Annotated in this window: 16 protein-coding genes; 6 read left to right on the top strand and 10 right to left on the bottom strand. The window is 39.3% G+C overall.

Annotated elements, in window-relative coordinates:
* Nucleotides 1-473: 473 nt before the first annotated feature.
* The 9 genes from DET49_RS09585 to DET49_RS09625 all read right to left on the bottom strand — a co-directional run bounded on the left by DET49_RS09585 (nt 474) and on the right by DET49_RS09625 (nt 12,808).
* The gene (locus tag DET49_RS09585) at nt 474-1,334 is read right to left on the bottom strand and encodes an N-acetylglucosamine kinase (protein ID WP_133547883.1); all 861 of its coding nucleotides are present in this window, start codon (nt 1,332-1,334) and stop codon (nt 474-476) included.
* 101 nt (nt 1,335-1,435) lie between these two features.
* Entirely contained in the window at nt 1,436-2,434 is a 999-nt protein-coding gene (gene gap, locus DET49_RS09590) for a type I glyceraldehyde-3-phosphate dehydrogenase (protein ID WP_133547884.1), read from the bottom strand.
* Nucleotides 2,435-2,452: 18 nt separating this feature from the next.
* The gene (pfkA, locus tag DET49_RS09595; RefSeq protein ID WP_133547885.1) at nt 2,453-3,439 is read right to left on the bottom strand and encodes a 6-phosphofructokinase; all 987 of its coding nucleotides are present in this window, start codon (nt 3,437-3,439) and stop codon (nt 2,453-2,455) included.
* Nucleotides 3,440-3,563: 124 nt separating this feature from the next.
* Nucleotides 3,564-5,000 (bottom strand): alpha-amylase family glycosyl hydrolase, encoded by a 1,437-nt coding sequence (locus tag DET49_RS09600; RefSeq protein WP_133547886.1) that lies wholly within the window; start codon nt 4,998-5,000, stop codon nt 3,564-3,566.
* A 170-nt stretch (nt 5,001-5,170) separates the two neighbouring features.
* Complete coding sequence (locus tag DET49_RS09605; RefSeq protein ID WP_133547887.1) at nt 5,171-7,027, bottom strand: glycoside hydrolase family 13 protein; 1,857 nt, start codon at nt 7,025-7,027, stop codon at nt 5,171-5,173.
* Between the two features lie 145 nt (nt 7,028-7,172).
* Complete coding sequence (locus DET49_RS09610) at nt 7,173-9,479, bottom strand: glycoside hydrolase family 65 protein (RefSeq protein ID WP_133547888.1); 2,307 nt, start codon at nt 9,477-9,479, stop codon at nt 7,173-7,175.
* A gap of 76 nt (nt 9,480-9,555) precedes the next feature.
* A complete protein-coding gene (gene pgmB / locus DET49_RS09615; RefSeq protein WP_133547928.1) occupies nt 9,556-10,215 on the bottom strand; it encodes a beta-phosphoglucomutase in 660 nt (219 codons plus the stop codon).
* Nucleotides 10,216-10,296: 81 nt separating this feature from the next.
* The gene (locus tag DET49_RS09620; RefSeq protein WP_133547889.1) at nt 10,297-11,649 is read right to left on the bottom strand and encodes an MFS transporter; all 1,353 of its coding nucleotides are present in this window, start codon (nt 11,647-11,649) and stop codon (nt 10,297-10,299) included.
* Between the two features lie 136 nt (nt 11,650-11,785).
* Nucleotides 11,786-12,808 carry a LacI family DNA-binding transcriptional regulator gene (locus DET49_RS09625; RefSeq protein ID WP_133547890.1) on the bottom strand — a complete coding sequence of 341 codons (1,023 nt, stop codon included), beginning with the start codon at nt 12,806-12,808 and terminating at the stop codon, nt 11,786-11,788.
* A 225-nt stretch (nt 12,809-13,033) separates the two neighbouring features.
* Here DET49_RS09625 and DET49_RS09630 point away from each other — a divergent pair, with 225 nt between their 5' ends.
* The 6 genes from DET49_RS09630 to DET49_RS09655 all read left to right on the top strand — a co-directional run bounded on the left by DET49_RS09630 (nt 13,034) and on the right by DET49_RS09655 (nt 24,123).
* Nucleotides 13,034-15,952 (top strand): SusC/RagA family TonB-linked outer membrane protein, encoded by a 2,919-nt coding sequence (locus tag DET49_RS09630; RefSeq protein WP_133547891.1) that lies wholly within the window; start codon nt 13,034-13,036, stop codon nt 15,950-15,952.
* A 22-nt stretch (nt 15,953-15,974) separates the two neighbouring features.
* Nucleotides 15,975-17,561 carry a RagB/SusD family nutrient uptake outer membrane protein gene (locus tag DET49_RS09635; protein ID WP_133547892.1) on the top strand — a complete coding sequence of 529 codons (1,587 nt, stop codon included), beginning with the start codon at nt 15,975-15,977 and terminating at the stop codon, nt 17,559-17,561.
* Nucleotides 17,562-17,579: 18 nt separating this feature from the next.
* A complete protein-coding gene (locus tag DET49_RS09640) occupies nt 17,580-18,725 on the top strand; it encodes a SusF/SusE family outer membrane protein (protein WP_133547893.1) in 1,146 nt (381 codons plus the stop codon).
* Between the two features lie 53 nt (nt 18,726-18,778).
* Nucleotides 18,779-20,239, top strand: coding sequence for an alpha-amylase (locus tag DET49_RS09645; protein WP_133547894.1), 1,461 nt, complete (start codon nt 18,779-18,781; stop codon nt 20,237-20,239).
* Between the two features lie 287 nt (nt 20,240-20,526).
* The gene (locus tag DET49_RS09650) at nt 20,527-21,282 is read left to right on the top strand and encodes a hypothetical protein (protein ID WP_133547895.1); all 756 of its coding nucleotides are present in this window, start codon (nt 20,527-20,529) and stop codon (nt 21,280-21,282) included.
* A 285-nt stretch (nt 21,283-21,567) separates the two neighbouring features.
* Nucleotides 21,568-24,123 (top strand): adenosylcobalamin-dependent ribonucleoside-diphosphate reductase, encoded by a 2,556-nt coding sequence (locus DET49_RS09655; RefSeq protein ID WP_133547896.1) that lies wholly within the window; start codon nt 21,568-21,570, stop codon nt 24,121-24,123.
* An 82-nt stretch (nt 24,124-24,205) separates the two neighbouring features.
* On the opposite strand, the gene DET49_RS09660 is transcribed toward DET49_RS09655, so the two are convergent.
* On the bottom strand, nt 24,206-26,773 hold the full coding sequence (locus tag DET49_RS09660) for a cellulase family glycosylhydrolase (RefSeq protein ID WP_133547897.1): 2,568 nt from the start codon (nt 26,771-26,773) through the stop codon (nt 24,206-24,208).
* Nucleotides 26,774-26,780: the final 7 nt, after the last annotated feature.

Below are 26,780 nucleotides of genomic sequence, written 5' to 3' on the forward strand. Positions count from 1 at the left end.
CAATTAAAAGACCGTCCTCTTAATTAGTAAGCCTGTTATTTAGGGATTAACCCAGGAAGTGCAGGCAATGGATGATTTTCACAAAAAAGTATTGGTGAAAGCTTTCGGCCTGCGAAAGCCCACCAATAATAAGGAAAATTAAAGTACCTGCTTTTTATAATTTTGCCAGGGAAAAATGTTGCTACCCGGCTTAAAACAGGTCCTATGTCCTGCTTTTTTTCGGAATGGGTCCAGGTTGTATCGAAGATGGTATTTACTTCGGAATATTTCCAGTGCTTTATTTCAATGGCAGACAGGACTATAACTGCTTTTCATAAGCTTTTAAGTCCTACAACTGTACCATCCAATCCAGGCTTAAGTGTTAAGAAAAACGGGGCTCCCATTCGCCTTAGCCTTAAATACGGCGCTTTAAAATATTACCTTATATCAAGCGATTTATTCCTTGAATACATTTGAATTTATGAAAAAGGTATTTAATTACCGATAAGTACTTCTTTTCTATAATATTCTATTAAAGCATCAATTGGTCTGCGCACAATATTTCCGATTTCTATCCCGTAAGGTTGAGCTACGGCACGAATAATATCTTCACTGAAATAAGCAATAGTACCAATAAAGTGTACCGGTGTATTTTGAGCCTGTTTATAGCACATAACCCGGGAATGCATAAAATCGGTAATTCCTTCGTGAACTAATTTGTAAAAATAGCCATTGCGTTCATTGGCGAAAATAAATTCAGCAAAAGAAGCTAGGTAGGTATTTGGATTCTCTTTACGATAGAGGTTTTTCTTAATCTCATCAGACTCCAAATTGTATTTTTTACCAAATTCTTCAGCAAGTTCCGGAGGCATTCTCTTATAGTAATAATCTCTGATAAGTCTTTTTCCAAAGTAATTCCCACTGGCTTCATCCATTAAGATATATCCCAGGGAATAAACTGCCTGATGGATATCCTTACCATCAAAATAACAACTATTAGAACCCGTACCAAGAATACAAACAATTCCAGGTTCTGTGGTGGCCGCATAAACAGCAGCAACCATATCTTCAAGAATTACTACTTCTTCTACATTGGTAAAGAAATTCGTAAAAATTCCCTCCAGTAATTTTTTAGGCGTTTCGGTTCCGCAACCGGCACCATAAAAATGCACTCGCTCCACCTTATCCTTTACTTCCTTTAAATCGGCATTCTCTTCTACCCGTTGTTCCAGTATTACCTCAGGAAATACAGCCGGATTTAATCCCTTAGTACGAGTTCTAAGTAATTCTTCCCCTGTTGCACTAAGTAAAATCCAGTCACATTTTGTTGAGCCACCGTCCGCTATTAATATCATGTGTGTGTATATAAATATGGTTTAAATTAAAAAGCCTGAAAAAAGCGCTAAAAGATTAAAATAATCCAAGCGTAGCTTTCTTCAGGCTCTAAAATAAAATATTAAATTGAATTAACGTGTACCGCTAAATCTACAAGTTTGGCAGAATAACCATATTCGTTATCATACCAAGCGATTAATTTGAAAAAATTATCGTTAAGTGCAATTCCCGCATCTGCGTCAAAGTTACAGGTATGTGCATCTGATACAAAATCCTGAGAAACTACTGCATCCTCGGTATAAGAGATCACCCCTTTGTAAGATCCTTCAGAAGCTTTTTTAAATGCCGCTTTTACCTGGTCATAAGTAACAGACTTTTCTGTTTTAACCGTAAGATCCACTACGGATACATCCGCAGTTGGCACTCTTAAGGCCATCCCGGTAAGTTTACCATCCAGTTTAGGAATTACTTTCCCCACTGCAACAGCTGCTCCCGTTGAGGATGGGATAATATTAATAAGGGCACTTCTTCCGCCTCTAAAATCTTTTGCAGATGGTCCATCTACAGTAAGTTGTGTAGCGGTAGTTGCATGCACGGTAGTCATTAAACCTTCTACAAGTCCGAACTCGTCGTCTACTACTTTTGCAAGCGGCGCAAGACAGTTTGTAGTACAGGAAGCGTTAGAAACAATGGTATCTTCCGGTTTCACCTCATTATGATTAACACCCATAACAAACATAGGTGCAGTTTTAGAAGGGGCAGAAATCACTACTTTTTTAGCTCCGGCTTTAATATGTGCATTTGCGCTATCTTTTTCTTTAAAGATACCGGTACATTCCATTACCACATCAACACCAACATCTCCCCATTTCAGGTCTTCAGGATTTTTTTCTGCGGTAATACGAATCGTATTTCCATTTACTATAAGGTTCCCGTCTTTAACTGAAACATCCCCTTTAAACTTACCGTGAACAGAATCATATTTCAGCAAATAAGCCAAATGATCAACATCCAGTAAATCGTTTATTGCTACTACTTCTACGTCATTTTTTTCAGCTGCAATTCTAAACGCGATACGTCCAATTCGGCCAAAACCATTAATTCCAATTTTTGTACTCATAATTTAAATTTTAAAAATTTACACTGAAGTGATGTTTGCCACCCTTCTTAATTCTTGATCAAATTCCCTGTCTTCCTTTAAAGCAGTTTCCAAAGGTACGTGTACTACTTTTTGATGGTGCACACCTACCATGATATTGGTTTTACCATCGGTTAATGCTTCAACCGCCCCAACACCAAGTTTACTGGCAAGAACACGATCAAAACAACTTGGAGATCCTCCTCTTTGAATATGACCCAGCACAGAGACTCTTATATCATATTCTTCGTGGCTTTGCGAAATGAATTCAGCTAACTGAAATATATTCTTTCCACTTTTTTCACCTTCAGCCACCACAATAATGCTGGAGGTTTTTCCGGATTTCTTACTTTTTTCCAAAGAATCCATCATACGTTGAATACCCTGGTCTTCTTCCGGAAGTAATATCTCTTCGGCACCTGCGCCAATACCGCTATTTAAAGCAATATCACCTGCATCCCGACCCATAACCTCGATTAAAAACAAACGGTTATGAGAACTTGCGGTATCTCGAATCTTATCTATGGCTTCAACTACCGTATTTAAGGCAGTATCATAACCAAGGGTATAGTCGGTACCGTTAATGTCATTATCTATAGTTGCAGGAATCCCTACAATTGGAAAATCAAATTCTCTATTAAAATGAAGCCCCCCGGTAAAAGTTCCATCTCCCCCAATCACAACCAAAGCATCCACACCGGCATCGGTAAGATTTTTATGAGCTTTTGCTCTTCCTTCTTTGGTCTTAAATTCTTCAGATCGGGAAGATTTTAAAAAGGTACCCCCTTTATTAATGATGTTTCTAACAGATCTTGCGGTTAGCTCTTCAAAATCTGCCTCTATTAGTCCCTGGTAGCCTCGATAAATACCAACACACTCCAGGTTATAATAGGAACAAGATCTGACAACCGCACGGATAGCAGCATTCATGCCAGGGGCATCCCCACCGGATGTTAACACTGCAATTTTATTAATTTTCTTCGCCATTAAGCCAAAGCTATCTTAATTATACAATATAACCTAATTTCCTAAAAAACTAAAACGTTTTCGGTTAATAACTAACAAAAACAGCCCTTTTGAGAGGGCTGTTTTTATTATTTTAGTAAATTTATTACTTATTTATTAAGATTAAATACTGCCAGGGTTCTAAATCCATATTTTTATCTTCTGAAATCACCAGCGTTTCACCGGTCATATAATTTTCAAAGGTCCCTTCCAATTGTATACCGAAATTGGTTGCCTTATCGCTTATATTTGCGATATAAACTAATTCAGCATCCTCTTTTTCCCTTTTAAAAGCCAAAATCTCCTTTTCGTTTGAAGTGCCTATCTCCTGGTAAGATGCTGCATTTTTAGCTCCATGAAGGGCTTTATTTTCATTTTTAAGTTTTCCAAGTTTTACCAGTAAAGGCCAAACCTCACCTTTTGTCTTGGGAATTGTATCCTTCTCGAAGAACCGAAGTCTTTTTTCCATATCATATTCCTGTCCACTATAAATAAGTGGCATCCCAGGAATGGTATAGGTCAGGGCCATCATTGTTTCTGAAGCTTCTCCAAGCCGCTCTTTTATAGTACCATTCCAGGAATTTTCATCATGGTTGGTCACAAAATTCATCAGGTAATCATCTTGATCGTATGTAGAATCAATTTTCTGCATATAAGCATCCCAGTCCAAAGCAGACTTTTTCCCCTGAGCCATTTCGTTCATAATATGGTGGCCTTCCCAATTATAGCCCATATCAAAAGCATTTTTGAACAGGTCCTTATCTTCAGATTCAGCCAACATAAATATCTGCTTATCCTCCCTGATCTCTGAAGCTACCTGTTCCCAGAATTCTGTAGGCACCTCTCCTGCCACATCAGCCCTGAAACCATCTATATTGTATTTTTCTACCCAGAATTTCATGTCTTCGCTCATCGCCTTCCATAGATCCTTATTCTCGTAGTTCAGATCGGCAACATCGGTCCAGCCCCAGCTTTCGCCCGTATCGGGATTTAAAGGGTCTATTACCTCACCTTTTTCGTTTTGTGTATAATATTCAGGATTCTGGGTTATCCACTTATGGTCCCAACCAGTGTGGTTGGCCACCCAATCCAGGATTACATACATCCCATTTTGATGGGCTGTTTCAACGAGTTCCTCAAAATCTTTAAAATTCCCAAACTCAGGGTTCACATCGGTATAATCGGAGATCGCATAATAGCTTCCCAGGTATTTTTTACGTTCTTCTTCGTCTTGAATATCCTCTACCGACAGCTCCCCGGTTGCCTTCCTGTTTTTCATCGATATCGGATGGATGGGCATAAGCCAGATCACCTTTACACCAAGTTCTTTTAACTGCGGAATATCTTTGGTAAAGGCATCAAAAGTTCCTTCAGGAGAATACTGGCGAATATTAGCTTCGTAAATTACCGATGACTCCAGTACATCGTTAGTCACGGGTGCTATGGTTTGTTCTTCTTCCTTGACGGCTTGCTCTTCTTTTTGGTTTTCCTTACAGGAATACACGGCCGACAAGGCCAGTAGCATTATAATTGCTTTTTTCATCGTATCAATTTTAATTGTTATTTAATATTTCAGTGCTTTTTTTATTCCTTTTCATTACTTGTTTGAGAAGACGATCCATTTAATTTCTTCCTTTTCCTTGAGGAAAGCAGGAACAAATTCCGGATAAGCTTCATAAGACTTTGGCCTAAGCTTTTGAAACCTTTGAAGCTTTACTCCATTTTGGTGGTAAAAAAGTAAACACCTTCTTCCGGCAATTCCAGAGATGAACCCCATTGGAAAGATTTTTCTGAAATTAAATTTTTAAAGGTTTTTCCCTTTAAATTTAATTCGCTAAAACGTTCCAGGTCCAATGTCACGGCTTCTTGGTTTTTGTTTAAAATGAGAACCACTACTTCCTTGCCTTTTTTTCGGGTAATTAAATAAGTACCATCCTGTGGGGCAAAATGTTTGGTTTCTCCAGCATGTAAGGCCTGGCTGTCTTTTCGGTAATTCATTACTTTTTTAACAAATTCCTGCATTTCGGACTTCTTTTCTGAAAGCCCCTTTCCGGTAAAGGCGTTTACCTGGCTATCCTCCCAACCACCGGGAAATTCCGTTCTGATAAGGCCGTGATCCCCGGGGTTTTCAGAGTCATCCATTAAAATTTCCGTTCCATAGTACATTTGGAAAATCCTTGGCAACACGGCCATATAAGCTATGGTCATTTTGGTTTTAGCCACATCTTCTCCAAGTTGGGTATAGATCCGGCTTTTATCGTGATTATCCGGGAAAATCATAATATTTTCAGGATCGGCATAAGCAAAATCATTGGCCAGACCCTCATAGATTTCAACGAGCCCGGTACCCCAGGTTTCTTCAGCTTTTAAACCGGTTACTATTTTATCCTGCATCGCGAAATCCATGGTAGATTTCAGGTTCGAGTCATAAGCATTGTCTACTCCATCCTGCCAGTAACGAATAAGCAAGGGATTTAAACTCCATTCTTCCCCAACGATATTGAAATTAGGATATTCCTTCATAATGGCACCTGCCCAATCACTCATAAAGGCTTTATCGGGGTAAGGATACGTATCCTGGCGAATTCCTCCCAGACCAAGGGTCTCGATCCACCAAATACTATTTTGAATAAGGTATTGGGCCAAAAATGGATTCTCCTGATTTAAATCGGGCATTGTTGCTACGAACCAACCTTCGGTCATTCCTTTTTTATCGGTCTTTGATGCGTAAAGGTCCTGGTTGGTAGTGCGGCGATGATTGGAATATACCAGATCTTCACCATTCTCAAATTTCTCCTGAAAATTGATCCAGTTATCAAAAGGCAAGTCATCCATCCACCAGTGCTCTACCCCGCTGTGGTTAGCGACCTGGTCCATAATTAATTTAATGCCACGATCTGCAGCCTTATCAGAGAGTTCCTTATATTCTTTTAAGGTGCCAAACCGGGGATCAACCTTATAGAAATCGGTCATGGCGTATCCGTGGTATGAACCCGATTCCATATCATTAATTAGCAAAGGGGAAGGCCAGATTGCGGTAAAGCCCATTTCCTCTATATAATCCAAATGATCAATAATTCCGCGGATATCTCCACCGTGTCTTGCGTAGGCATCACTACGATCAATGGTCTTTTCATTTAAATAATCGAAGCTATCATTAGATTTATCACCATTGGCGAACCGATCCGGAGTGATTAAATATATCGCATCGGTATTATCAAAACCTACATATGCTGAAGCCGGTTTTTCTCTTTCTTTTAGTTCATACTCATACACCTGCTTTGAACCATCCTCCATGGCAAATGTAATGTCGAAAGTCCCGGCCTGGGCCTCTCCAATGGCCAAATCGATAAAAAGGTAATTCGGACTATCAGCTTTTTCAACATTTTCTACGCTAACACCGGGATAATCTATGGACGGGGTAGCATTTCCAATATTGTTCCCATATACCATTAATTGAAGCCCGGTATCCTTAAAACCTGTCCACCAGTTTGGTGGTTCTACCCTTTCAATTTGTGCAAAACAGCTAAATCCTGCAAGAAAAAAAAAGCAGATTAGTATTTTCTTCATAATTATTTATTTTAAATTAATATTCCTGTGTGAGATAAAGTAATTCAGAACCTTTCAATTGCGCATACTTCTTTTCTACTTTAAGAACAGCTGAAAATTTCATTCACAGCATACTTTTGATTTAGAAAAAAACCAGGATAAAACATTAAACCACATATTCCTGGTTTGGCTGAACTTCTACTGCATTTCCGTTAACTAATATATTAATAGGGCTTTCTCCTTCTAGGTGGAAAATCGTTTCCTTTGCGGCAACCTGGACCTTTAAAATCCGGTCCCTGAAATTCACTTTAAAGGAATAGCATTTCCAGTCTTCAGGAATAGTTGGGTTAAAAGAAAGCTGGTCGTTTTTCACGCGCATCCCGCCAAAACCTTCAACGATACTCATCCAGGTACCGGCCATACTGGTAATATGACAGCCTTGCTCTACCTCCTTATTGTAATCATCCAGATCCAGTCTTGATGTCCTCAGGTAAAATTCATAAGCCTGCTTGGTTCTGCCCAGGAGTGCTGCCTGAATGCTGTGTACGCAAGGGGAAAGCGAAGATTCGTGAACGGTTATAGGTTCGTAGTAATCAAAATGTTTTTCGAGCTCATTTTTGCTAAAATGATCTTCAAAAAAATAGAAGCCCTGCAATACATCCGCCTGTTTGATATAACACGAACGTAAAATTCTATCCCAGCTCCATTTTTGGTTGATTGGCCGCTGAGTTTTATCTAATTCCGCGATTGGCAGGATTTCCTTGTCTAAAAATCCATCTTGCTGCAGAAAAACTCCGTGCTCATCTGAATAAGGCAAATACATGTTTTGCGCAACTTCTTTCCACTTGGCCAATTCTCCCTGATTAAGCCTTGTTTTACCCATAATACGCTCGTAATCTTCAAAATAAGCGTCTTTAACTTTGTCAATGGTTTCCATGGTGTAATCAAGACACCATTTTGCTATATAATTGGTGTACCAGTTGTTATGTACATTATTTTCGTACTCATTAGGTCCTGTTACCCCTAACATTACGTATTTCTTCTTATCCTGGCTGAAATTCACTCTTTGTTGCCAGAACCTGGCAATAGCGATCATGACCTCCAAACCTTTTTCAGGGATATATCCAAAATCCCCGGTATAACGAACATAATTATAGATGGCGTAAACCATCGCCCCATTTCTATGTATTTCTTCAAAGGTAATTTCCCATTCATTATGGCTTTCTTCGCCATTCATCGTCACCATAGGATAAAGTGCCGCCCCGTTGGTAAAACCGAGTTTTTTCGCATTTTCTATGGCCTTATCCAGATGATTGTACCGGTAAGTCAGTAGGTTCCTGGCCACATGCTGATCTTTGGTCGCCATATAAAAGGGAATACAATAAGCTTCGGTATCCCAGTAGGTACTGCCTCCGTATTTCTCACCGGTAAAACCTTTTGGACCGATATTCAATCGCTCGTCTTTTCCTAAATAAGTTTGATTTAGCTGAAAAATATTAAAGCGGATTCCCTGCTGGGCCTTTACATCGCCATCAATGGTGATATCGGCCATTTCCCAGATTTTAGCCCAGGCTTCTTTTTGCTCCCGAAGCAATTTGGAAAAACCTGAATGTGTTGCATCATCCAGAAGCTTACTCGCCGCATCAACCAGTTCTACGCGCTTATGGTTCATATCGGTTAGGTAACCGGCATATTTTCTCAGGCTCTGGGTTTGACCTTTTTCAGCGCTCACAACATAAGAAAAAGTAAGCTTATCCTCGGTTTTAGTCTCAGTAAAATCCACCTGCTGTACCTTACCGTTAAGCAAAACTTCAGATTGCATATAGGTATTTACGTGAAACTCGGTTTTCAGGGTTTTAGAAAGCACAAACCCCTTGTTGCCCTGGGTTTTCACTTCCAAAGTTTCCCAGAAACGTTCTTCCCAGTTTGCATCGGTATTAGTAATTCCACCGTCCAGATATGGTTCAAAGCGAACTTCCGCATCACTGTTTAATACGGTAATTTCAAAATCTATCGCCCCTAGTTCATCCTTAACAATGGATAAAAAACGGGTGGCTTGTACCGAAATTTGAATATCATTTGGAAGGGTGGCCTTGAAACTACGGCGATGAAAGCCTTCTTTCATATTTAGCTCACGCTTAAAATCTTCCACTTTTTTACAGGTATAAAGATCTAAAGCCTGGTCGTTCACAAAAACGTTTATCCCAATCCAATTGGGCGCGTTGAGTACTTTGGCAAAATATTCCGGATAACCGTTTTTCCACCAGCCTACTTTGGTTTTATCGGGATAGTAAACCCCGCCAATATAGCTACCCTGGAAACTTGGGCCGGAATAATTTTCTTCAAAATTAGCCCGTTGTCCCATTACTCCATTACCAATACTAAAAAGGCTTTCTGAGGATTTTACGCGTTCTGTATCAAATCCTTCCTCTAGAATAGACCACTCGTTAGGTTGTATATAATCTTGGTTCATTGCTTTATTTTCTATCTAAATTCTTATTAGGTAAGCCCGGGACCAGCCACAAAGCTTATGCTTGTACATTTAAGGCTCACTTAGTGAGTACTTTCTTTATAAAATCTAAATCTATTTTGGTAAAATCGGGAAATACATAATCGGCTTCCCCTAGTGTTTTTGGATCTCCAATTCCAATACTTAACATCTGTGCATTTTTTGCGGCCTGTATCCCGGCCACAGAATCTTCAAAGACAATACTGTTTTCCGGTTTAACACGCAGTTTTCCGGCAGCGATAAGAAAAACTTCGGGATCGGGTTTTGCCTTGCTAACATCGGTGCCGTCAACAATAGCATCAAATTTTTCCAGTAAACTAATCTTTTTAAGAATTGTCCGAGCATTTTTACTGGCGGAACCCAGGGCAAATGGAACATTATTTATAATTAAATAATCAATGATTTTTTGAACTCCCGGAAGAATTTCACGCTTATCCATTTTAGCCACATAAGACAGGTAATTTTCATTTTTAAGGGCCATTTGACGTTTAAATTCGGTTTTAGAAAGCTCCAACTCTCCCCATTCCAGTATTTTTTTAAGGGATTCTACCCTGCTCACGCCTTTGAGTTGCTCATTTTGTTCCTGGGTAAAATCAAAACCCAAATCATTGGCCAATTTTCTCCAGGCCAAAAAGTGGAATTTCGCGGTATCAACAATAACTCCGTCTAAATCGAATATTACTCCTTTATCTGTTTCCATCATTTTAAATTATCATTCATTCTTTTTTGGTGGGCACGTTTTGATCCTATATACGATTAGCAAACCCCCTCAAACTAAAATTTATTTTCTTGCTCTCACGGGTTCATCTACATCATCTATCCTAAAGGTCAGAATAGCCGCAATTAAAAAGGCTACACCACTGGTAACTAGTGCGTAAACAGGATTTCCGTCATAAAGGTATTTTACCATTATTCCGCCTATAAGGGCATTTACAATTTGCGGGATTACAATAAAAAAATTAAAAATCCCCATATAAACCCCCATTTTTTTCGGGGGAATAGAACCTGCCAGGATTGCATAGGGCATTGCCAAAATGCTGGCCCAGCCAATACCTATTCCGAACATCGAAAGTAGCAGCCAGTATTCGTTTGGCATTATATAAATGGAAAGCATCCCGAGTGCTCCGATAAACAAGGACAAAATATGGGTGCTTTTTCTGCCTATTTTTAGGGCAATGGCCGGAAGAAAAAAGGCAAAAACTGCTGAAACGCCATTATAAACACCGAAGAGCACCCCAACCCAATCCCCTGCATCCTGGTATGTTGCACTACTACTATCGGTAAGTGGTAAACCGTATATATGATGGGCAATGGCTGGAGTGGCAAAGACCCACATTCCGAAAAGCCCGAACCAGGAGAAGAATTGCACCCAACTAAGTTGCCGCATGGTATGGGGCATTTTGGCAAAATCTGAAAAGATATCCATCAGGCTGGATTTTTCTTTTTCATCGACCGTGTCTTCCACATGGTCGTCCATTTTTTCCAGTTCTTCGGGAGAATACTCTTTGGTTGTTATTACCGTAACCAAAATACTTCCTACCAGAATTGCCGCACCGATTACAAAAGAAAGTAATAGGTTTAGCGGAACTTCGCCAACAACTGTTCTATTACTTATATCAAACCAATTAGCCAGTACATAAGGCAACCAGGAACCGATCACGGCCCCGATTCCGATTAAAATTGTTTGTACGCTAAAGCCAAGGGTTCGTTGATCTGAAGGTAATTTATCGGCCACCAAAGCACGAAAAGGTTCCATGGCCACATTAAAGGAAGCATCCATAATAAACAACATCCCGGCACCGACCCATAGGGAAGGTAACAAGGCGATGAACCAGTCGGCATTAGGCATTAAAATCAGGCCTATAGCCGCTAAGATCGCCCCTGTTAAAAAGAAGGGCCTTCTACGGCCAAGGCTCGTCCATGTTCTATCGCTGTAATAACCAATAATTGGCTGAACGATTAAACCCGTGACAGGCGCTACCAGCCAAAACCATGAAAGTTCATGAATGTCGGCTCCAAAAATTTGTAAAATTCTACTTGCGTTGGCATTTTGGAGGGCAAACCCCATTTGAATTCCGAGAAAGCCGAAACTCATATTCCAGATCTCCCAGAAACTTAATCTACGTTTTTGCATATCGTACAATTAACGTTTACGATAAGCGTATAGGCTTATCAAAACTTATTTTAGGTAGGAAGTAAAAATATAAGTTCTGATAAATTAACTAAGATGGGGTAAATATATATAAAATTTTAAAGATAAACTTCCAAAATTAAGATTTGGTAGAATTTCTTTCCACTAAACTTGTTTCCACGATCACCGTTTTATAGGAATCTTCATCCTCTGGTTTGCGTTCCAATTTATCTATTAATAACCTTGCTGCTTCGGCTCCCATCCGCTCTCCATGTTGACTTACCGTGGTTAGACTGGGAATAAAACGTTTAGAAAGTTCTCCGTCGGTAAAACCGATTACCGAAACATCTTCTGGAACTTTTAAACCTTTTTCCTGGATGGCCTTTATAGCATGAATGGCAAAATGTTCATTGACGGCAAATACCGCATCAAGTTCATTATTATTGATAAACTCTTTTATTTTAGCTTCACTATTATCCATATCCTCTATTTTAAGGATAAGATCCTGGTCAACTTCGAAATTATTGTCTCTTAGAATGTTCAGATAACCACGGGTTCTAAGTTTCCCGACACTAACGTAATCTACCGTAGAAACAAGTCCAATTTTCCTGGCTCCTTTATCTATGAGGTGTTGTACCGCTTTTTTAGCACCAATTACATCGTCGATAATCACCTTATCACAATGTATTTCATCCACCACCCTATCGAACAAAACCACTGGCATTCCCTGGTTGATCACTTCAATTAAGTGATGGTAATCTTCTTTTTGCATAGTTTCCTTGGCCAGAGAGAGAATAAAACCATCAGTACTCCCGTTAGCCAGTAGTTCAAGATTTAATACCTCTTTATCGAAAGAATTGTTAGAAAGGCAGACAATTACATTATAGCCTTTTTCATTAGCTACCTGCTCAACACCGCTGATTACAGTAGTAAAAAAATAATGAACTATTTCCGGAATAATAATTCCTATCGTTTTTGTTTTCCTGTTCTTTAAACTTAAAGCGATATTATTAGGCCGGTAATTATAAAGTTTTGCAAAAGCTTTAATCTTTTTTCGGGTTTCTTCCCCTATTTCAGAACTATCACGCAGCGCTTTTGAAACAGTGGAAATCGATACATCTAATTCTCGCGCAATTTGTTTTAAAGTCAATTTCGGCCTCATAGAAATCTTTTATTTAGAAATAATGCTAGGATTATTTTTAAGATGTCGTAAAAATACCATAAAAATTACGCTATACCTTTAAAAAACAAAAGTTTTCAACACTCAAACGTTTGCGCAAAATACTGCCTGGAAAACGCCCATTTCTTTACATTGTATTTACATACATTTAACCTCAGGAAGTAAAAATATAAGCTTAATTTTTATTAAAAATCAATAAAATATTTTATGAAAACACTATTTAAAAGCACGTTGATGTTGCTCTTTATGCTGCCAATGAGCTTTTTCGCACAGCAAACAGTTAGCGGAGTTGTTACGGAAAGTTCAACGGAGCTTCCGGTTCCTGGCGTTAACGTTATTGTCAAAGGAACTTCCAACGGAACTGTTACAGATTTTGATGGTAATTACTCCCTTGAAAATGTAAGCGAGGACGATATCCTTGTCTACTCTTTTCTTGGTTTTACTACCCAAGAAATACCTTTTGAAGGCCAGGCAACAATAAATGTACAATTGGATGAAGACCAGGCCACTTTGGAGGAAGTTGTTCTTATTGGTTATGGTAGTACTTCGGAGCAGGATGCAACAGGATCCGTTGAAAAGATTTCTCCGGAAAGCTTTAACCAGGGCGCAGTTGTTTCACCTGAACAATTAATTGCAGGAAAATCGGCCGGGGTAAGAATAACTCCTGGCAGCGGAGAACCTGGCGGTGGTGGTGAAATTAGGATCCGGGGTGGCTCTTCCTTATCAGGAAATAACTCTCCCCTTATCGTGGTAGACGGGATTCCATTAGACCAACGTGGTGTTCAGGGTGTTAGAAACCCTTTAAACGCTATAAACCCTAACGAGATTGAAGATTTTGTTATATTAAAAGATGCCGCAGCAACCTCTATTTATGGTTCCAGGGCTTCTAACGGGGTTATACTGATTACCACTAAAAACGGTAAAGAGAATACCCCTCTTTCATTGACTTATGATCTTAAAGTATCAGCAGGTAGAATTATAGATAAAGTAGACGTTCTTAATGCTTCGGAATTTAGAACATTAATTTCTGAAACTCCGGGTACCGATATTTCTTTATTAGGAGATACTGAGACCGATTGGCAAGACCAGATTTATCAAACTTCTGTAGGGGCTATCCATAATTTTACCGCCACACAGGGTTTTGAGAATTTAACATACCGCATTAATTTTAATCATACTTCTCAAACCGGGGTGTTAAAAACCGATGTTTACGAAAGAAATGCCCTGAACATCTCCCTGAGTCAGGATTTATTCGATAATCATTTAAAATTAACTTTTTCTACCAAAGGAATTGTGGATGAAAATCGTTTCGCCGATCAGGGAGCCATTGGTTCCGCTGTGGCTTTTGATCCGACCCAACCTGTGTATGATGCAGATAGCTATTTTGACGGGTATTTTGAACATACCCTTTCACCAGGCCAGCAGCAAATCCAGGCTACCCGAAACCCCTTGGCCCTTTTGGAACAATTAGATGGTCGCGGGGTGACCAAAAGGAATATAACCAACCTCAATGCAGAGTATAAATTTCATTTTCTTCCGGAATTGAAATTTAATGTAAATGCTGGGTTTGATTATGCAGATAACCAGGGTCACAACAGAAGACCTTTAACATCGGCAGCCAACAATCAGGATATTCCATATTTTGAAGAATACGGTGGATTCAACAGAAATACCTTGCTGGATTTTTATTTCAATTATAGAAATGATATAGATTTCTTGAATACCGAAGTAGATTTAACAGCAGGACATTCTTACCAGGAATTTTATATTACCAGTAAGAGAGTGGAAACGATCTCTAATGAAATTCAGGAATTTCCAAGAGCGATCAACCGTAATGCTTTAGAATCCTATTTTGCGCGAGCCAGCTTTGATATTGCCGACAAATATTTACTCTCAGGTAGTGTTAGAAGAGATGGTTCGTCAAGATTTGGAGGAGATAACAAATGGAGTATTTTCCCTGCGGTATCCGTTGGATGGAAATTGGAAAACGAAGAATTCCTAAAAGATTCTGACGTAGTAAATCAATTAAAGCTTCGTGCAGGATACGGAATAACAGGGAATCAGGAAATAGGACCTAATTATGGTTACTTTGGAATTTATAACCCAAGTGTTGGTGGAGTTCGTTACCAGTTTGGTAATCAATTTTACAATACCCTTCGTCCAGAGGCTTTTGATTCAGAACTAAAATGGGAGGAATTAAAAACCTACAACCTCGGTATCGATTACGGTTTCTTCAATAACAGAATTTCCGGTACAGTAGAAGCGTATTATAGAGAAACTGAAGATTTACTGGCCACTGTCCCAGTTCCTGCAGGTGCTAACCTAACGGACCTTCTGGTAACCAACGTAGGTAACACGGTTAGTAAAGGACTTGAATTTGGGATTAATGGTGCCATTGTTAGACAGGAAGATTTTGACTGGGAAATGAACTATAATATAACGTTCCAGGATTTGGAAATCACAAACCTCACTTTGGGAGAAAATCCAGATTTTCAAATTCCTCAAGGTGGAATTAGTGGAGGTGTTGGTAACAACATTCAACTTTGGAAAGAAGGTTATGACCCAACCACTTTTAATGTATTCCGCCAGGTATACAATGAAGCAGGACAACCCATAGAAGGGGCCTATGTAGATGTAAATGGTGACAACGAAATTACTGAAGAAGACCGTGTTCCCTACAAAAAAGCAACCCCGGATTATTATATGGGCTTTACCAATACCATGAGATATAAAAACCTGGACTTCAGTTTTACTTTCAGAGGGAACTTCGGAAACTATATGTATAATAATACACAATCTGGAAACGGATTCGTGGAAGCCGGTACTAATACGCCCCAGCCATACTACTCCAATTTTAACAGCAATGTTCTGGAAAGTAATTTTAGAAACAACCAGTTGTTTTCTGATTACTACATCCAAAGTGCTGATTTTGTGAAACTGGACAACATTTCAGTAGGGTATTTCTTCCCTGGAGATAAGCTGGATGTAAGAACTTCACTAACCGCAACCAACGTTTGGACCATAACCGATTATGAAGGTTTGGATCCTGAAATTGCAAACGGAATAGACAATAATTTTTATCCAAGATCTACCACCATTGTACTTGGATTAAATCTTTCATTTTAAGAAATAATTTAATAGATAAGCTATGTTAAAAACAATAAAACCATTCCTAATCCTTTTTATAAGCGCAAATTTATTTTGGGCTTGTGAAGATGATTTGGATTTGCAGCCTGAAGATAATAGGCTCACGGCTGAAAATACTTTTGAAGATCCCGCGTCCTATAAACAATTTTTGGCAAAACTTTATGCTGGTCTTGCGGTAAGCGGTCAGGAAGGTCCTGCCGGAGACCCGGATCTTGTTGGGCTTGATGAAGGTTTCTCCCAGTATTTAAGATTGTACTGGTCTATGCAGGAACTGACCACCGATGAAGCGGTCATAGGATGGAACGATGGTACCATCCAGGACTTGCATGCCCAGAACTGGACTGCTGGTAACGAATTTATTAGAACCATGTACTACAGGATATTGTACCAGGTTTCCCTTACCAATGAGTTTTTAAGACAAAGCACTCCGGAACTTTTAGATGCCAGAGGCCTCACTGCCGAGGATAAAGAAAATGTAGGGCAGTACCGTGCCGAAGCCAGGTTTCTAAGAGCGCTTCATTACTACCATGCGCTGGATCTTTTTGGAAATGTGCCATTTGTTACCGAAGAAGACCCCATAGGAGCTTTTCTTCCACAACAAATTCAAAGACCGGAATTATTTGATTATGTAGAAAGCGAACTTTTAGCTATAGAGAGTGAGATGGCAAGTCCAAATTCCAATGAATATGGACGAGCTGATCAGGCAGCTGCCTGGATGCTACTTTCAAAATTATACCTGAATGCTGAAGTGTATACCGGGGAAGCGCGATATGCTGATGCCCTGTCATACGCTGAAAAAGTAATAAATGCGAATTATAGTTTAGTAGACAATTATCAGAAATTATTCCTTGCAGATAACAGTACCAATGGAGCTCAATCTGAAATAATCTTCCCGATTACTTTTGATGGCCAGGAGACCCAATCCTATGGAGGAATGGCATTTATCATTCACGCAGCTGTAGGTGGTGAAATGGATCCTGCTGATTTTGGCGTAAGTAGTGGTTGGGCCGGGTTAAGAACTACTGCCGCCTTGGTGGATAAATTCCCAAATGGCGCTGAATCTCAAGACGAAAGAGCGATGTTCTTTACGGAAGGACAATCAAAGGAAATAGATGATATTTCTAGCTTTAATGACGGGTATGCCGTCACTAAATTTAAGAACGTTACCGTAGAAGGAGAATGGGGGTCTGATGATACCGGGGAATTTCCGGATACAGATTTTCCAATGTTTAGACTTGCAGATACCTATTTGATGTATGCTGAAGCTCACCTTAGAGGAGGTGGCGGAAGTGCATCCGCAGCGCTAGCTTATGTGAATGAACTTAGAGCACGAGCAGAAGCTGAACCCATTGAAGCATCAGATCTTAGTCTGGATCTGATCCTCGAGGAGCGTGCCCGAGAATTATACTGGGAAGCAAAAAGAAGAACTGATCTTATTAGGTTTAACCAATTTACAGAAAATGGAGTTTGGCCTTGGAAAGGTGGAGTACCCCAGGGAACTACAACCCAAAGTTTTAGAAACCTAATGCCTATTCCGGCTTCAGATTTAGGAGTAAATACCAATTTAGAACAAAATCCAGGATATTAATTTTATAAATAAATTAAAATGAAGAAATTTTCAATTTTATTTTTAGCATTCATTGCGCTAATTAGCTTTAACGCGTGTACACAAGACGATGATATTGTATTTGTTGCACAACCAGACCCTGAAGGAATTCAGTTCAGCAATTCATTTCAAGGTGCTTACGTGCTACCAGCGGGCAACCCTGATAATCTTGCCGAAAGATTTGTTTGGGAGGAAGTTGATTTTGAAGCTCCTACCACCATTACCTACGAATTACAGGCTTCAGCTGACCAATCTTTTGGGGACTTTATGGTCATAGGTAATACCGGAGGTAACAATCTTGGGGTGACTGTGGGTCAAATGAGACAACTTGCTGAAGATGCAGGTTTAGATAACGATCCTGAAACCGAAATGCCAAACACAGGCACTGTATATTTTAGAGTGCGTGCTTTCGCAGGAGAGGGTGCTGGAAATGCTTTAGAAGAATTTTCCGAGCCCGTAAGTATAAATGTTGAGCTTCCAGAAGCTGTAGAAGAGGAAGAAGAGAGCAAACTAGAGCTTTATCTTGTCGGGGATGCGACTGCTGCTGGTTGGGATCCTGCCAATAATAACACCCCTTTATTCAGAGATGCTGAAAATGAAAGTATCTATTACTTTGAAGGCCGATTTGCCGGGGGTGCGGATGTCGAAGGTTTTAAATTTCTACAAACTACCGAATGGCAACCTCAATGGGGACTTTCTGATGGAGAACTTACCAACAGTGAGATACTGGGGAATGATCCGCAAGCTTTTCCAGTACCAAATGATGCGTACTATTCATTAATGGTAAATGTTGAGGAAATGAGCTATACCTGGGAAGAAATAGATGAAACTACTGCCGAAGTTCAAACCAACATCGGAATAATTGGAGATTCTACTCCTAGTGGTTGGGATGCCGATACCGATATGACCCAATCCGAATTTAACCCTCACATCTGGTATATTCAGGGAATTGAATTAGTGGACGGCTTTGCAAAGTTCAGAGCAAATGATGCCTGGGATCTTAACTGGGGTGCTGAAACACCAGTTAGCGGGCAAACCACTACAGGTGGCCCGGACATCCCGGTAACTGCCGGAACTTATGATGTTTGGTTTAATACACTTGACGGTCGTTATATCTTTATTCCTCAAGCGGTGGAAGAAGAATAAAAATAAATTTAATGAAGGGCTGCTGTTGTGCAGCCCTTTTTAATTCAATTAATATGAGAAAAAATAAATTTCTATTTCTATTTCCATTTATTTTCTGCTTTCTCTTAGTGATTTCAAGTTGTTCCAAAGAGGAAGATGAAGCTGCTAATACTACCGAGGAAATTACCGGGGAAGAAGGGCAAGAAGAAACTCCTGAAGAACCCGTAGCTTTAGACCTTTCGCAATATTCTACAGGACAAAAAGTAATGATGCAAACCTTTTATTGGGATGTGGAACCCCGATTCGAGTGGTGGAACAATCTTTCGGATAAAGTCGAAGGCTGGGCAGAGGCTGGGATTGATAGACTATGGCTTCCAGTGGCAACTAAAGGCCAATCTGGTGGATATTCTATGGGCTACGATCCTTCCGATTATTTCGATTTCGGTCAATACGACCAGCACGGAACTATTCCAACACGTTTTGGAACAAAAGAAGAATTGGAAGACCTTATTACCAAATCTCATGATCTGGGTTTGGAAGTGATTGCTGATATTGTTTTAAACCACAATTCCGGGGGCGGACTGGAATACAATCCCTATCGTGAAAAAGAAACCTACACTAATTTCGATGAACAACACGGAAATGCTTCCGGGATGTTCAATAGAAGTTACGAACATTTTCATCCTAACGATGTTAGCCAGAGTGACCGGGGAGATCTTTTCTTTTCCGAACAGGATGTAGACCATGATGTACCCTATGTACAGGATTGGTTATGGAAAAAGGATAATTCCGTTGCAAAATATTATAAGAACGAAATGGGTTTTGATGGCTGGCGCTTTGATTATGTAAAAGGTTTTGCTCCGTGGGTTATTAAAGCCTGGATGGATGAAGTTGGTGGGTTTGCCGTTGGTGAAAACTTTGATGGTAATGCTGATGTTCTGGTAGACTGGGTAGATGCTACGGGCGTTTCCGCCTTCGATTTCGCCGCATTTTACAAAATGGAAGAAGCCTTTGATCGTTTTGACGACTTAAATTATTTAGATGGAAGTATGCTTAGGAAGGTTTACCCGAATAAAGCGGTGACATTTGTAGCCAATCATGACACAGAAAAGGACGAAAATGAAGACAATCGCATTGCCAATGAAAATAAAATGAAGGCATATGCTTATATTTTAACCCACGACGGATATCCGACAATTTTCTATTCAGATTACGAAAATGAAGCGTTTAACGAAGAAATAAAGCAGTTAATCGAGATTCATAACAGCCTGGCAATAGGAAATGTAGAAGTGCTTCACGTGGATAATGACGAATATATCATGAAAAGAGCAGGTAATGCTGAAAACCCCGGATTAATTCTATATATTAGCACCGGAAGTACTACCAAGCGTAGAAACGTTCAAACTAATTGGAATAATGTTACTCTTTTAGATTATAGTAGTAACACAACATACACCCCTACCTCCGATGAAAACGGAATGGTAACAATTGAAGCTCCGGCGAATGGATATTCAATATATTCCATCACGAAATAGTTTTATTTTGAATTTTCATAGGTGTTAATTCAAAGACTGGCTGGTTGTTCATTCAACCAGCCTCTTTTTTTACCAGCCTGTTTTTTATGCATTAACTTAGACAGAGATCGCGTCTGTTGCATTTCCCTCAAGCAAACTTTATTTTAATAATAGGCCTATTATTCAACTGATGGAATGATAGTTTAGTCTCACATTTACGGAATCCGGTTTGGGCTCTTATAAAAAAATGATTATTCTTTGCCCATTATTTATGCTGGTCATCAGCAATATTTTTAAACTAGTTTGACATGACTTCCAAGCAAGCTACCCTGCTTTTGATAAGGCTTTCATTAGGAATTATATATTTAACAAGTGGTCTTAGCAAATTAGCTCCTGAGCATTTAGGTAATATTATTGGTCCTGTCGGCCTGGAAAAAGCATTCAGTGTTTATGGCATTGCTATTTTTATCGATATTACTGCACTTATTCAAATCCTAGTTGGAGCACTATGTCTATCCCAACGCTATGCGATATTGGGCCTGGTTATACTCTTTCCTCTATCAGTGGGAATATTTATTTTTACGCTTGTTGCGGGTTTTGGTCTCACTCCTATTATTAATGCGTTGCTGCTCGCTTTGTTGCTCTATGCACTTGTAGCTGAAAAGGAAGCTGTTCAAAAATTAGTGAAATTTAAAATTCAAGGTTTAAGAAGTTCCAATCCCTATTTAAGCTATTCCAATAAGAAAATCCCTGACCTGGCACTGATCCTTGTTTGTTTAACAAGCGTATTGAGCTTTTTAGAGGGACTAATTCTAAATCTACTGGCAACAATTTCATTTATCTTATTTTTTATTAATCTATTTCAGCGAAAAGATTATTTATTTCTGGATTACCTCATTCTAGCTACATTTTTCCTGGTTAGTTTTATCATTGTAAACGCAATGGTACTTAACAGATTTATTCCAAAGGCATTTTATGTAGTTTTCTTTTTAATTCCTATAGGATTTATACTTTATATGGCAAGAATCATCTATTGGAAATTGGTAAGCCGTAACCACAAATAATTACTTTAATAGCTAAATTTTCTCTCAGGTTTATAAGGATTAACGTTAAAAAAACTGGTGACTTGTCTTCTGCTTCAGCGGTTTACTCCCACGCAAATTCTAATCATCTTTTTTTACAAATTTGTCAACTTTTTAATGTTGATAAATTTACAAGTATTTGATTTTAAGCTTATTAACAATTTTTGTTTGATAACTTTTTTTAACAATATTTTAAATTCTTGCAGTTCTTTGTCTATATTTACAATCCGCTTGAAACTATTACTAATCCAAAAATCTAAAAATAATATGGGTGTGAACACTACTACCGCCGCTCCTAAGACCTATAGCCAGGATGAGGCTTTTAAAGCTTCGATGGACTATTTTAAAGGAGATGATTTAGCCGCACGGGTGTGGGTAAATAAGTATGCACTAAAAGATTCCCAGGGAAATCTTTATGAGCTTACGCCAAATGATATGCACCACAGAATTGCAAAAGAAATTGCCCGTGTGGAGCAGCGCTACCCAAATCCTATGAGTGAAAATGAAGTTTTTGACCTTATTAAAGACTTTAAATATATCGTTCCTCAAGGGAGCCCGATGGCCGGTATTGGTAACCCCTATCAAATTGCTTCTCTCTCCAACTGTTTTGTTATCGGTAACGATGGCGATTCAGATTCTTATGGTGGGATTATGAAAATAGACCAGGAACAGGTACAGCTTATGAAACGCCGCGGTGGTGTCGGTCATGATCTTTCTCATATTCGCCCCAAAGGTTCGGCAGTAAAGAACTCGGCCCTGACCTCTACTGGTATCGTTCCTTTTATGGAACGCTATTCTAACTCTACCAGAGAAGTAGCCCAGGATGGTCGTCGTGGTGCTCTTATGCTCTCAGTTTCTATAAATCATCCTGATTCTGAAGATTTTATAGATGCTAAAATGGAGCAGGGAAAAGTAACAGGTGCGAATGTATCAGTGAGAATAGACGATGAATTTATGCGTTCGGTAAAAGAAGATCGCAGTTATGTTCAGAAATATCCAGTTTTTAGTGAGAACCCTAAGAAAACCAAGGAGATCCAAGCCAATAAACTTTGGAAAAAAATAGTCCATAATGCCTGGAAATCCGCAGAACCGGGAATTCTTTTCTGGGATACCGTAATCAACGAGTCAGTTCCGGATTGTTATGCCGACCTTGGTTATAAAACGGTCTCTACCAATCCTTGTGGTGAGATTCCACTTTGCCCTTATGATTCATGTAGGTTACTGGCGATCAATTTATTTTCATATGTAGAAAATCCATTTACTGAAAATGCTTCTTTCAATTTTGAACTTTTCAAGAAACATATCGCTGCGGCTCAGCGAATAATGGATGATATAATTGATCTTGAATTAGAGAAAATTGATGCGATCCTGGGTAAAATAGAGGCTGATCCTGAAGGTTCTGAAATTAAAGGCGTTGAATATAATCTATGGAAGAATATTCAAACTAAAGCCAAAGAAGGTAGAAGAACCGGAATAGGCATTACTGCTGAAGGCGATATGCTTGCCGCTCTGGGTATAAAATATGGAAGTGACCAAGGGGTGGATTTTTCGGTAAAAATTCATAAAGCTATTGCTTTGGAAGCTTACAGAGCTTCTGTTTATGCAGCCAAAGAAAGAGGTGCATTTAAAATATTTGATTCGGAAAGAGAAAAAGAAAATCCATTTATTCTTCGCCTTAAAGAGGCCGATGAGAAATTGTATTACGATATGCTGGAATACGGTCGCCGTAATATTGCCCTACTTACCATTGCTCCCACAGGAACCACCAGTTTAATGACACAAACCAGCTCTGGAATTGAACCGGTATTTATGCCAGTGTATAAACGAAGAAGAAAAGTTAATCCAAACGACAAGGATTCCCGTGTTGATTTTGTAGACGAGGTTGGTGATTCCTGGGAAGAATATGTAGTTTTCCACCATCGATTTAAAGAATGGATGAAGGTTAACGGCCACGAAATTACCGATGATTATTCGCAGGAAGAATTAGATAAACTCGTAAAAGCATCCCCATATTATAAGGCTACTTCAAACGATGTTGACTGGCTTAGTAAAGTTAGAATGCAGGGTGCTGTACAAAAATGGGTAGATCATTCTATAAGTGTTACCATAAACCTGCCAAACGATGCTACGGAGGAATTGGTTGGCCAGCTTTATTTAGAAGCATGGCAGGCAGGATGTAAAGGTGTTACGGTATATCGCGATGGTTCTCGTTCCGGGGTTTTAATTTCTAATGAGGAGAAAAAAGAGGAGGCAGCTGATGACCAGAACTCCCCTTTTCCAACGACAAGACCGGAAGTTTTACAGGCGGATGTAGTACGCTTCCAAAACAATAAGGATAAATGGATTGCATTTATTGGCTTAATCGACGACAGGCCTTACGAGATCTTCACCGGTTTCGCAGATGATGAAGATGGTATTTTAATTCCACGCTGGGTGACTGAAGGCGCTATTATAAAAGCCCGAAATGAAGACGGGACTTCCCGTTACGATTTTCAGTACGAAAATAAACGAGGTTACAAAACCACCATTGAAGGCTTATCCCATAAGTTCAACCCGGAATACTGGAATTATGCAAAACTGATCTCTACCACCCTTAGGCACGGGATGCCCATTGAAAAGGTAGTAGATTTAATAAATAGTCTGCAATTGGATAGTGAGTCTATAAATACCTGGAAAAACGGAGTGGCCAGGGCGCTAAAACGCTTTATCGCCGATGGTACCGTTGCCAAAAAACAAAAATGCAGTAATTGTAACTCATCTAATCTTATCTATCAGGAAGGCTGCCTTACCTGTCAGGATTGCGGCTCTTCCAAATGTGGATAGCATAGCCCTTAGTAGATTAAACAAAAAGGTCTTTCGGAATAACCCCGAGAGACCTTTTTGTTTTTAGAAAAGCCTGAATTTATTATTTCAAGCTTACCGAAATAATCCCAACGCCATGGGAATCATCCAATGCTTTGTCCTTAATGCCAGGACCTATTGAAAATTGTAAGGCTTCCGCATTTTCGATCTTAAAATCACCATTATAGGAATGTTCAAAATAATAAGGCAAAAACGAAGGATAAGGTCTTGGCAGGCTCACGGTTTTAACCAGTTTTAATGTAGAAAGGTCAATCTCATATGTTTCTAATTCAGAACTTAGCTCTATTGAAGTTCCAAAAGCTGCACCGTTTTCCATTACAAAAGCAAGCTGCAATTTATCCGTGTTTTCAGAAAGCGCCCTGGCTTTAATGATCACCTTATCTTTAGCACCTAATGCTGCTCTGCGCCCTTTAATTTTTCTGCTGAAATTGTATCTAAAAGAATAATCATAAATAGGGGTTGCTTTTGGGTTCTCTTCATCTTTTTCAAAGAGTTGCTCCACACGCACCTGGTATTCTGCCTCCCCAGGTTTACTGGTTGGTACGAGTTTATTATTCGGGCTCCATTTCCCAACGACATAATCCTGATCCTGTGAAGCATTAAAGAGATAAAGTGGTTTTTCTTTTTTGACCACCGCAGTGGTATACCGCTGATCAGAATAAAAATCCCAGGCTGCGGGGCTTCCTGAAACCTGTCCAGGAAAAGTTTCCTTACCATCCTCTGTAGTCACGATTAATCTATATTCCAAAAATCCATTATTCAAAAGATTATCTGGAACCTGGGCTGAATAATTATAGGCGCTGGTATTTTTTAGTTCCACCGTTTCATAGATATTCCCATTTTGAAACCAGGCCTCCACTTCTTCTATTTTCTTATCTGAAATAATTTCTGCAGTAATTTCTGCCGGGGTATTTTCTGAAAGCTCATATAAAGGTTCGTGCAATACAAAGGTTTTAAAAACTGTGGTTTGGGGTGCGGTAAACTCAGTTAATCCAAATCTTAAATCCAGGTCTGAATTTTTATCAAATTCTACCCCTTTGTTTTTTAAAAGATATGTTCCGGGTCGAATTTTAAAAGATCTCCCATCAATTTCAGGAGTAAAGGTATTTCCCTCATTTAATGCTTCCAGGCTGAAGCTATCAGCTAAACCGGGAAGCTTTAATTTCATCTCCCATGTTTTCCAGTTAATTATTCCTATGGTTTTCTCCAGGCTATTACTTCCAAAGGGATTATCTACCACAACAGCATCAGGCATTACTTCTAAACGCCAAACGCCCTTGGTTAATTTGTCCAGAAAATAGGCCCCTTTTCCTTCATATTCCACTACTTCAGAGTTTCCGAAACCAGCAATTTGTTTAAGATTTTTCAAGGATTTAGGCTGAATTTCATTAGGATTGGTGTAAATAAATTTCTCTTTGGAATTTAAAACGGCCAGGTCATTTTTGTAATCAATCTTAAAATTCTGAAATTCCAGGTTTTCAGGATAAACTCCGAAATCACTGTTTATGGGAACACGATGAAATACCTCCCCGGCAATCATTAAACCTAGGGCTTTCTGTGGTGTATAGGCCAGGTTCATATAATGGGTATTATATTCTGTATTCCAGGGCGCTAAATAAGTAGGGTCGTAAGCAAAATGAGTACCTATTTGGATTCCCGCCTCCCTAAAACTTCTGGCCATGGCGGGATAAATATAAGATTTCATTACATCTGCCGCGTCAAATTCATAAACCAGTTTTGCTGCATTATTTTCTTCAATGACCTCATTAAAGGGAATATGATAATCATTTACATTTGGTAAAAGGTTGCCTTCAAGTTCTTTCTGAAAGCCAAGTCCGGTTGGATACCATTGAAAAGTCCCCCCATCGATACCTGCATCAAAATAAGATTCGGCCAAATCAATACTATGGCTGACATTATAGAAAATAGGTTTATCAGCACCTGTACTTTTCATAGCCGAAACCATTTTTTCTATAAACTCCTGAACTGTTTCGGGTTTCCCCTTGTGGTGAGGCTCATTACTAATTTCAAAGGCGATCAGATTTGGCTCGTTCTTATAAGCTACCCCGGTATAAGGATTGACGTGGTTTAAGAATTGTTTCAAATAATTCTGCTGGGCTTTTATAGCACCGGGCTCAACAAGGCTTCCTGCTTTTCCATATTTGTTGGAGAATCCCGGAGTATCCTTATCGGGTTCTGGCCAACCATTTCCCCAATAAGCAATGGGTGTTATCACAAAATTTATATTGCGCTCCTTGAGCTTCTTCAATAAATAATCGAAGGTTTCCAAGTGATCATTTTCCAGAAGATTTCCTTGTTCATCGCTAATTTCAGTATCCCAAACGTGAATTCGGTAAAGATCGAAACCAAGACGAGTAAAATGATATACATCATTATCTATGGCTTGCTTTAAATCTACATCTAATTGCTGTCCGCTCCGATAAGCATGTGCAAAAGGCACCGAATAATTCACCCCAAAACCTTTCACCTCCTTATCATTATGGCCCCAGCGCATTAAACCTTCATCATCGACATAGACATTTTCTTTTTCCTGTGAGAACCCAAAAATACTTAGCAGGCCAATGATGAAACCTAAAAAAATCTTATTCATAAATAAA

Origin of the sequence: Salegentibacter sp. 24, assembly GCF_004362395.1 — a bacterium.
GTDB lineage: Bacteria > Bacteroidota > Bacteroidia > Flavobacteriales > Flavobacteriaceae > Salegentibacter.

What these genes read in the sequence shown, in the direction of transcription:
- DET49_RS09610 (WP_133547888.1), bottom strand. Translation starts at nt 9,479, where the DNA reads ATGAACCAAGATTATATACAACCTAACGAGTGGTCTATTCTAGAGGAA.
- DET49_RS09600 (WP_133547886.1), bottom strand. Translation starts at nt 5,000, where the DNA reads ATGAAAAAAGCAATTATAATGCTACTGGCCTTGTCGGCCGTGTATTCC.
- DET49_RS09635 (WP_133547892.1), top strand. Translation starts at nt 15,975, where the DNA reads ATGTTAAAAACAATAAAACCATTCCTAATCCTTTTTATAAGCGCAAAT.
- DET49_RS09660 (WP_133547897.1), bottom strand. Translation starts at nt 26,773, where the DNA reads ATGAATAAGATTTTTTTAGGTTTCATCATTGGCCTGCTAAGTATTTTT.
- DET49_RS09625 (WP_133547890.1), bottom strand. Translation starts at nt 12,808, where the DNA reads ATGAGGCCGAAATTGACTTTAAAACAAATTGCGCGAGAATTAGATGTA.
- DET49_RS09650 (WP_133547895.1), top strand. Translation starts at nt 20,527, where the DNA reads ATGACTTCCAAGCAAGCTACCCTGCTTTTGATAAGGCTTTCATTAGGA.
- DET49_RS09620 (WP_133547889.1), bottom strand. Translation starts at nt 11,649, where the DNA reads ATGCAAAAACGTAGATTAAGTTTCTGGGAGATCTGGAATATGAGTTTC.
- pgmB (WP_133547928.1), bottom strand. Translation starts at nt 10,215, where the DNA reads ATGGAAACAGATAAAGGAGTAATATTCGATTTAGACGGAGTTATTGTT.
- DET49_RS09630 (WP_133547891.1), top strand. Translation starts at nt 13,034, where the DNA reads ATGAAAACACTATTTAAAAGCACGTTGATGTTGCTCTTTATGCTGCCA.
- gap (WP_133547884.1), bottom strand. Translation starts at nt 2,434, where the DNA reads ATGAGTACAAAAATTGGAATTAATGGTTTTGGCCGAATTGGACGTATC.
- DET49_RS09585 (WP_133547883.1), bottom strand. Translation starts at nt 1,334, where the DNA reads ATGATATTAATAGCGGACGGTGGCTCAACAAAATGTGACTGGATTTTA.
- DET49_RS09605 (WP_133547887.1), bottom strand. Translation starts at nt 7,027, where the DNA reads ATGAAGAAAATACTAATCTGCTTTTTTTTTCTTGCAGGATTTAGCTGT.
- DET49_RS09640 (WP_133547893.1), top strand. Translation starts at nt 17,580, where the DNA reads ATGAAGAAATTTTCAATTTTATTTTTAGCATTCATTGCGCTAATTAGC.
- DET49_RS09655 (WP_133547896.1), top strand. Translation starts at nt 21,568, where the DNA reads ATGGGTGTGAACACTACTACCGCCGCTCCTAAGACCTATAGCCAGGAT.
- DET49_RS09645 (WP_133547894.1), top strand. Translation starts at nt 18,779, where the DNA reads ATGAGAAAAAATAAATTTCTATTTCTATTTCCATTTATTTTCTGCTTT.
- pfkA (WP_133547885.1), bottom strand. Translation starts at nt 3,439, where the DNA reads ATGGCGAAGAAAATTAATAAAATTGCAGTGTTAACATCCGGTGGGGAT.